Source organism: Oleiphilus sp. HI0132, from assembly GCF_001635845.1.
Genome location: NZ_LWGJ01000744.1, coordinates 1 through 253, shown reverse-complemented (window position 1 = coordinate 253; position 253 = coordinate 1). Strand labels below are relative to the sequence as shown.

Below are 253 nucleotides of genomic sequence, written 5' to 3'. Positions count from 1 at the left end.
CTTCAACCGTCACATATTTGCGGTTCAAAGGACCTTTTGTTACAAACTTCACAACACCACCAGATGTTGCAAACAATGTATGATCCTTACCACAACCAACATTATCGCCTGCGTGGAAACGTGTACCACGTTGACGCACAATAATGTTGCCTGCTTTAACTACTTCACCACCGAATCGCTTAACACCTAAACGTTTCGACTCCGAATCGCGACCGTTGCGGGTACTACCACCCGCCTTCTTATGAGCCATTAT

General features: G+C 45.8%; 1 protein-coding gene. It reads right to left on the bottom strand.

All coding sequences use genetic code 11. The features are described 5' to 3' along the window. A partial coding sequence (gene rpmA, locus A3766_RS08835) for a 50S ribosomal protein L27 (RefSeq protein WP_068642097.1) occupies positions 1–250 on the bottom strand: 250 nt, incomplete at its 3' end. Between the last annotated feature and the right edge of the window lie 3 nt (positions 251–253).